Raw genomic sequence first — 8,813 nt, 5'->3', positions numbered from 1 at the left:
TTAATTTTTTTAAATTTTTTAATAAAGTTTTAATATAATAAAATATAAATTATCATTAATTATAATTATAAATTCTTAAAGCTTATTAAGAAGGTATTAATCATGATAACATCAGTGCAAAAAGAAATTTTACAAAATTTAATTAATTTATATCAATCTTCTGATGGAAAATCTATTAAAGGGGAACAAATTGCAGAAGTTATGGGTAGAAACCCAGGAACTATAAGAAATCAAATGCAATCCCTTAGAAGTCTTGGGCTTGTTAAGGGAGTTCCAGGACCAAGAGGAGGATATAAACCAACTATTGAAGCTTACCATAATTTGAATATACCTATTACTGATCAAAGTTCAAAAGTACCTATTTATAAGGATAATAATAAGGTTGAAAATTTATCTGTTGCAAAAATAGAATTTACTAGTGTGCCACATCCTGCAGAATGTGAAGCAGCTATTAAAATTTTAGGTAATATTAAATTATTGAATATTGGAGATACTATTAAGGTAGGACCTACTCCAGTAAATAATCTTGGAGTAATTGGTAAAGTTGTTGGTAGAGATGATACCGATAATATAATACTTCTTGAAACAACTACAATTCGTAGTATTCCTAAAAAAACAGTTATTGAAATTGGTAGTACAAATTTAATTACTTTAACTTCTGATAATAGTATTCGTGAAGCTGCAAAAATATTTTCAAAAAATTTAATTGATGGTGCACCAATTATTGTAGATAATATTGCAGTAGGTATGTTAACAGTTACTGATGTTGTTAAGGCTATAGCAAGTGGAGATGAAGAAGCAAAAGTTAGTGATTATATGTCTCCTAAAGTTGTTACTGTAAATAAAGATATGAAAATTGCTAATGCTGTTGAAATAATGTATAATCATAAAATCGGAAGGTTAATTATTTCTGATGATAATAATGATCCTGTTGGAATTGTTACAAGAACTGATTTAATAGAGTCTATGACTAATCTTGAAAAATTCCCAATAAATAGTTAAATCATTATTTATTTTTAATTTTTATAATTACTTTTTATTAACTAACTATTTTTTATTTTACTTTTTTTTTTTAGTTTGTTTTTTAGTCTTTTTCTTATTTTTTTTTCAGGTAATAACACTTTAATTAATAAAAATAGTTTGTAAAAATTGTTTATTTTTTTTGGTTTTGATTGTAGTTTATATGGGTAATTGTTTGTAAGAAATATAATTAAGTTTTAAAAGTAGTTATTTTGAATAATAGTTTATAAAATATAATTATTTAAGTTTTAAAAGTAGTTTATATTAAAAATAGAATTATTAAAGATATTAAATAATAACAATATTATTTATATCTTCAAGTTTTGAACGAGCTAATCTACGAATTCTTGGATATTCATCTTCATTTTCAGCAATTTTAGTTAAAGTTTCTCTATCATCAATCATTTCTACAACAACTTTATGTGATTCATAATTTTTCTCTTTTAAAGCAAGAGTTAATATTTTTTCTCTTCCTTCTTTACTTATTTCATTAGTTTTATCTTTAAATAGTTCTATTCTTTCTCTACAATATTTTTCATGATCTTTAATTACATTAATCTTATTATCTTCAGAGTCTATTTCTTGTTTTAATGGATATCTTTCATCTAATTTTTCATAATAAGATAATGTTTTTTCATATGGTACAAGTAATGCATCCATGAAACATTTTTTGTTTTTAATGAATTCAGATATACTTATAGTTTCATTTTTTAGTTCATCATATGCTTCGTAGAATACTTCTGAATCATTTGTATTATTTAAAATTTCTTTAAGTGCTTCTTCTGTATTTCCTAATTTTTCATTAGCTATTGCACGAATTTCCCATACTGTATCTTTTTTACTGATTTTTTCTAGGATTTTTTTATCATCAATTTTATCTACAATAATTTTTCTAACACTTGAGTTTTTAGAGTTTTCAAGTATTTCTTTAAGATATTCTTCATTATTTATTTTTTTAACAATATCTTTTTTAATCCTTAAATCTTCATTTTCTTCGTAGATTGTATATAAAATATCTTCATTGTTTATTTTTTTAATAATTTCTCTTTTAAGTTGTGGATTTTTATTGTTAATGTATAATTCTTTTAGCATATCTTCATTATTGATTTTATTAACAATTACTTCTTTAACACTATCATTTTTACTATTTAAACCAATTTCTAAAAGACTTTTTTCATCATTTATTTTATCAATTATAGCAAGTTTAAATTCTGGTTTTTCTGCAGTTAATGCAATTTCTTTTAGGATATCATTGTCTTCAATTTTTTCAAGTGCAATATAAACCATATCATTATTTCTATTTGCAATTGCAATTTCTTTTAGTGAATCTAAATCATAGGTTCTATCTGCAGCAATACCTCTTGTATTAAGACAGTTACTGTTTAATGCAATTTTTTTAAGTTTATTTTCATCTTTAACTTTATTTACTGCTATAATACCAATATCAATATCTTCATCTTTAATAGCTATTTTTTCTAAAATATCTTCATTTTCTATTATATCTGTTGCAATAAAACGTGTTTCTTTACATTTACTATTTAATGCAATACAGTAAATATCTTCAATTGAAGTTATTTGGCTTAATGCAAATTTTCCAACAGTGAAATTTGAATTTCTGATTGCTGCTTCTTTATATAATTTTTCTTCATTTATTCTTGATAATGCAATGTTACATATAGCGGGATTTTTATCTTCTAATGCAACTTTTTTAAGAATTCTTTTATTATTAATTTTTGCAACTGCTACTTTTCTTACTTGATCATTTTTAGCTTTAATTGCAATATCATCAAGTAGGTCTATGTTTTTAATACTTCTTACAGCTTTAAGTGCATTTTCTATATTGCCATCATGATATGCAATTTCTAAGTAACCATAATCTTCAGAGCCTATTCTCATATATGCAGCTGACCTTACTTCCCATGATTCATCATTACGGGCGACATCAATAAGATCTTCTAATTCTAAATTTTCAGTTTCAATTGAATGAATTCTTTCACTTATAGAATCACTGTAAATTCCTTTTTTATTGAGTTTTTCCATGAATTCCATAATACCACTAATAATCACTGTATTTTATTAAAATAATTCATTAATATTATAAATGTTATACAATATATATAATTATATAATTCTTATTTTAATAAGTTAATGTTTTTTATGAATTTAGACTATAATAAAGAACAATATGTTTTTTTAAATTAAATAGTCTTTTAAAATTTGAATTTTATATCTTATTACAATTATTTATAAATTCATTTTTATTATGTGGTATTATGGAAGAAAATAAAGGTTTAGATAATATTTCAAAAGAAGTTAATCCAAAAATTAAGGCTCATAAAGTTAAACAAATTGAACTTAAACATGATATGAAAGTCAGTGAACTTATTGATGAATTTGATTCCTCTGGAGTTTTAGGTTCAGGTAGAGTATCTAGAGCAAGAGATTTGCTTGTTAAAATGATTAATGATGATGATATGCAAGTATTTTTATCAGTTGCAGGCCCTATGGTTCCTGGTGGTCTTCGTAATGTTATTGCAGATATGATTAGAAAAGAAGAAATTGATGTTTTAATTACAAGTGGTGCTAATTTAACTCATGATATGGTTGAAGCATTTGGTGGAAGACATTACAGAGACCTTGGTCATAATGATGTTGAACTTAATGATGCAGGAATTGGAAGAATTGCAGATGTTTATACACAAAGTGGTGATTTTGAAGTATTTGAATCTAGAATCACTGAAATGTTAGAAACTATTTGTAAAAAATATGATAATGATAAAGATAAAAGTATTATTTCTATTGAAAAATTATTATATGAATTTGGACTTTTAATTGATGATGAAAATTCTATTTTACACCTTGCAGCAGAACATGGTGTCCATATCTTTTCACCAGGTCTTATTGATAGTATGATTGGTCTTCAATTATGGATTTTCACTCAAGATCATAATCTTGCAGTAGATGCAGTTGGGGATATGCATCATTTATCTGATATTGTTTTTGAAAAAGAAAAAACCGGTGCAATAATGTTAGGTGGAAGTATTCCTAAACATTATACTTTAGCATGTACTCTTTTAAAAGGAGGAATTGATTCAGGTATTCAAATTACAATGGATAGACCAGAAACTGGAAGTCTTAGTGGTGCTCCTCTTGAAGAAGCTATAAGTTGGTCTAAAGCACAACATGAATCTAATTTAGTTACAATAATAGGTGATACAACTATTTTATTCCCACTTATATATGCTGGTGCTATGGATTCTTTTAATGAATAATTACTATTAAAGTTTATTTTAAACTTTTTTATAATTTTTAATTAGAGGTTATTTTAGTGGAATTTATTATTTTACCTATACTTTATGGTTTATCTGGATTTTTCATGAAAATATCTGATGATATTTATGATGAAAAACATAATAAACTTCTTGCAAGTCTAGTTGGAGTTTTATGTGGTATATGTTGTGCTATAGTTACTGGTTCAAGTGTTGATGGTGCATATATTTTTATTGGAATATTAATTGGAAACTTACTTGGTTTAAAAGTTGATGGTATACATCATGTAGTAACTTTAGCAGTATTTTTACTTTTATTGTGCTTTTTATCAGTTCCTCATTTAAATTTAATAATACTTGCTGTTATTATTTTATCTGCATTAATTGATGAAATTGGAAATGATAATGAGAAAATTTATAGTATGAGTAAATTTTTAATGTATTTCTTTGATTATAGATTTACAATGAAAGTTGTAGTTTTAATTCTTGCAGTTCTTGGATATTTAAATATTTGGACTTTTGTCTTCTTTTTATGTTTTGAAATATCCTATGAAATTGGAAGAGTTTTATTTGAAAAGTATTTAATTAATTTAAATTTTTAAATTTAGATACTTTTTAAAATCAGATATTTTTTAATATTTTAATAATTTTTACTTTTTTCTAAAATAATTTAGATTTAAATTTAATATCTATATTTTAAAAATTAATATAATATTATTAAATATTTAAAAAATTATATAAAATTAAATACTATTATGATTATATGGATTATATAATATTTTAAAATTTTAATTATTTTTTTGGTGTTGATATTATTTTTGAAGATAATTTAAATTATAAAGGTTTAAGTATTCCTCGTGGAATTTTAGGTTATGCTCCTATGACTTGTGAAGGATATTTTGGTCATAGAACTCGTTTATATGAAATTGACTTATATAATCAACCTGAACCTATTTCTAAAATTATTAAAAAATCATATGATGAAGGTATTCGTGGAATTAATATTCCAAATAATAAATCAATTTTTGAAGGATTAGATATTGCTAGAAAAGAAGGTGCTGAAATGGAAATTATTGGTACTGTAGGCCATACTAAAGTTAATTATCTAATGCCTGATATGAAAAAAGCACGTCAAGATGCAGATTGTTTAAAAGATATTGAGGTTTTATCTAAATATGATTCTTCTATTATGTTAGTTGATGATTTTTTAGTTGATGCCTATGATTGGGATTATGTTTCTCAGGTACTTCAAGAAATTAAAGATTCTGGTGCATTAGCAGGTATTATTACTTCACGTCCATTTGAAACTAGTCGTCAACTTGCTGATGGAAAATTAGATTCTAATTTATATGATTTTTATATGCTTCCTATTAATAAACTTGGATATACTATGGATGTAGATTTTTTCATAGATGAAGAACAAGAAGAAATGTCTAATCTATTAAATAAAATTAATAAAAAGATTATTATTTCAAGAATTTTAGCATGTGGTATTCAAACTCCTAAAGAAGCTTTCACTTTCCTTAAAACACTTGATTATGCGGATATGGTAGCTGTAAGTGTTGCTTCAGAACGTGAAGCTGAACAAACTTTTGGTACTTTTAGAGAACTTTAATTTTTTATATTTTTTTAAAGTATATTTCATATTTTAGAATTAGTTTTTTTTTTACTTTAGAAATAATTTTTATATTTTAATATAATTAAAAATAGTTTTTATTTAAATTTTTATTATTTTAAATATTTAAAAATAATAATTAAAGAAGAGTTATTCATTAACTCTTTCTTTAACTAATTTTAAAAATTTAGCTGAATCATCAGCTTCTTTTAATTCCCATGATTTAATTACTGGAATTCCTTCAATTGATTCTTTAAATTTATCGTTTTTAATAATGAAAAAAGGATTTGCTAAAGTAATTAATGATAAATCTTTGAGAGGAACTGCCATTTTTTTAAGTGTTTTAATATCTCTATTTTTTTCCAAATCAGTAATTAATGGACTTTCCTTATTTTTTTTGGTGTTTGGTTTTGCAAGAGCATCAAATGGTGATTTTTCTGTAGAAACCACACCAAATCCTAATTTAGCCAAATCATTATTTTCATTTGTTTTGATTTCCTCATTATTTTGATAAGGTTCTAATAAATCAATATCAAATGTGATTTTAGTGTTTAATACTTCTTCTAGCATCATTGCAGTTTCAATATTTGCTTTAACTTTTCCATTTTCATAATTGTATATTGTTTCACGAGATACATGTGCTAAATTAGCAAGATCTTTTAGTGATAAAGAATATTTATTTCTACATTCTTTTAATACATCTCCATTAATATTGACAAAATATCCTCCACGATCAGCTAAGATTTCTGGAAATTCATTGTTAATTATCATATTTTTAAATGTATTAATACTTACTGCAGGAATACCATGTCTTTCATATACAACATCTTCTTCTAATGGATGATTTCTAGTTTTAAGTCCTACGAGTATTGGGCTTGCTAAAAAAACATCAGATATTTTCCTAATTTCTTCTACATGTGATTCATTAACACTATCAATATTAACAAGTACTTTCATTAATAATAATATAAGTTGTCTACGTGCTAACATATCGAAACAACTTTGATTATAAATATTTGAAGTTTGAAAACCTTCTGTTGTTAATATTTTATTTATTTCTTGAATCAATTGCTTCCTATTTGCTGACATAGGAAACCACCTCATGCTTTTTATTTATTTTATTATATTATTATTTATTTTATTTATACTTAAAATAATTTATTATTTTTTTTATTTTTATTCATGTTTTTTAATTGGATTTTATATATTTAATTATTTTTTTAAATTATTTTTAGGATTTATATAATATTTTTCCATAATATTATGTTTTTATTTTTTTTCTTAAAATTTTATTAAGTATTATTGTTATATATTTAATGGTATAAATTTAGGGTGTGTTATTATAAGTTATATTTATGTAGGAATTGATGATACTGATTCTCCTGATGGTATGTGTACCACTTACCTTTGTAATGTTTTATTAAGAAAACTTAAATCTGAAGGTTTTATTATTGATGGATTTCCTAGGTTAATTAGATTAAATCCTTTTGCACCACATAAAACACGTGGAAATGGTGGAGTTTCTTTTAAACTTCCTAAGAAACAGTTTGAAACTAAAAGTTTAGATAAATTAAAACAAATTGTATTAGATGAAGTTGAAGAGCTTGCAATGTTTGATTGTGATAATACTAATCCCGGTGTTGTTTTTTATGATGGAGAAATAACTAAGGAAATGGAAGATTATGCATATAAAACACTTCATGAAATTATTTCTATTAAAGAAGCAGAAGATTTTGCAAAGAGTATTGGTGCAGAAATACATAAATTTAAAAAAGGTAGAGGTATTATTGGATCTCTTGCAGCAATGAGTTGTAAACTTACAGATTACACCTATGAACTTCTAGCATATAGAACTCCTGAAAATAGAGGAACTAAACGTAAGATAGATTATGATTCTGTTGTACTTATGGATAGTAAAACAGATACTTTTGAAAATATTGATGGTAAATATATGGCTATAGAGCCTAATACTCCATGTCCTGTATTATATGGTATTCGTGCAAATGATTATCATAGCTTAGAAGAAGCGCGTGAAATTGTAAAATTAGGTGAACCTGTAGAATCTTATTGTATTTTCTTAACAAATCAACATACAGATATGCATTTAGCAAGAGCAGAAAATATTGCTAGTATGCATCAATATAGTTCTTATATTGTTGATGGTATTGTTAAAGATAAACCACATACTATTGAAGGAGGGCATTTATTTTTTACTTTAATGGATGATTCTGGTGAAATTGAGGCAGCAGCTTATGAGCCTACTAAAAATTTTAGAAAAATAGTAGCTAAACTTAAACCAGGAGATAAAATACGTTTATATGGTGGTATTGGTAAAGAAAATACTTATAATATTGAAAAATTTAAAGTTTTAAAATTAAATGATTTAATTTATAAAAATCCAGTATGTCCTAATTGTAATAAAACTATGACTTCTGCAGGTAAAAATAAGGGATTTAAGTGTAAACATTGTGATTATAAAATAAGAGATTCTAATAAGATTCCACATAAGATTAAACGTAGTCTTAAAAATGGTAAGTTTTATGAAACTCCTGTTTCAGCACGTAGACACCTTGCAAAACCTCTTGTTAGGATGAATCTTAATTAAATTTAAGTTTTAATTATATATTTTATTTAAATTTAATTATTATAATTATTATTATTTATTTAAAGTATTAGATTTGTATTATTAGATTTTTTAGTATTATTAGTCTAGTTATTCTATTAAATTTATAATTATTAGATTATTTGATATTATTTAAGATTTAAAATCTAGTTTATTAAGATATTGATTTTTAAATTTACTTTTTTAAATTAATATTTTTTTAATATTCTATGAATTTTTATAATTTTTATTTTATGTTATTTTTTGATTTTGCTTTTTAGGAACAAATTTTCATTTTTATTTATTT

7 protein-coding genes are annotated in these 8,813 nt (G+C 23.9%); 5 read left to right on the top strand and 2 right to left on the bottom strand.

The window, feature by feature from the left end; genetic code table 11:
- Positions 1-102 precede the first annotated feature (102 nt).
- Positions 103-1,002: a CBS domain-containing protein gene (locus BGI41_RS05130; RefSeq protein WP_088539185.1), complete on the top strand. Its 900-nt coding sequence runs from the start codon at positions 103-105 to the stop codon at positions 1,000-1,002.
- Between the two features lie 306 nt (positions 1,003-1,308).
- On the opposite strand, the gene BGI41_RS05125 is transcribed toward BGI41_RS05130, so the two are convergent.
- Entirely contained in the window at positions 1,309-3,069 is a 1,761-nt protein-coding gene (locus tag BGI41_RS05125; protein WP_088539183.1) for a hypothetical protein, read from the bottom strand.
- 224 nt (positions 3,070-3,293) lie between these two features.
- Here BGI41_RS05125 and BGI41_RS05120 point away from each other — a divergent pair, with 224 nt between their 5' ends.
- The 3 genes from BGI41_RS05120 (at position 3,294) to BGI41_RS05110 (ending at position 5,904) form a co-directional block, all read left to right on the top strand.
- Positions 3,294-4,292, top strand: a complete 999-nt coding sequence (locus BGI41_RS05120) for a deoxyhypusine synthase (protein WP_088539182.1) — start codon at positions 3,294-3,296, stop codon at positions 4,290-4,292.
- Between the two features lie 56 nt (positions 4,293-4,348).
- Complete coding sequence (locus BGI41_RS05115; RefSeq protein ID WP_088539181.1) at positions 4,349-4,891, top strand: hypothetical protein; 543 nt, start codon at positions 4,349-4,351, stop codon at positions 4,889-4,891.
- 278 nt (positions 4,892-5,169) lie between these two features.
- On the top strand, positions 5,170-5,904 hold the full coding sequence (locus BGI41_RS05110; RefSeq protein ID WP_088539179.1) for a hypothetical protein: 735 nt from the start codon (positions 5,170-5,172) through the stop codon (positions 5,902-5,904).
- A 150-nt stretch (positions 5,905-6,054) separates the two neighbouring features.
- Here BGI41_RS05110 and BGI41_RS05105 read toward each other — a convergent pair whose 3' ends face one another.
- Positions 6,055-6,993, bottom strand: coding sequence for a transcriptional regulator (locus BGI41_RS05105; RefSeq protein WP_088539178.1), 939 nt, complete (start codon positions 6,991-6,993; stop codon positions 6,055-6,057).
- A 250-nt stretch (positions 6,994-7,243) separates the two neighbouring features.
- On the opposite strand from BGI41_RS05105, the gene BGI41_RS05100 reads away from it, so the two are divergent.
- On the top strand, positions 7,244-8,509 hold the full coding sequence (locus tag BGI41_RS05100; protein ID WP_394335018.1) for a DUF1743 domain-containing protein: 1,266 nt from the start codon (positions 7,244-7,246) through the stop codon (positions 8,507-8,509).
- Positions 8,510-8,813: the final 304 nt, after the last annotated feature.

The organism is Methanobrevibacter sp. 87.7, assembly GCF_002208625.1.
Lineage (GTDB): Archaea > Methanobacteriota > Methanobacteria > Methanobacteriales > Methanobacteriaceae > Methanarmilla.
Note: the sequence above shows the minus strand (reverse complement) of the source record. Positions and strands in the feature narration are given on the sequence as shown.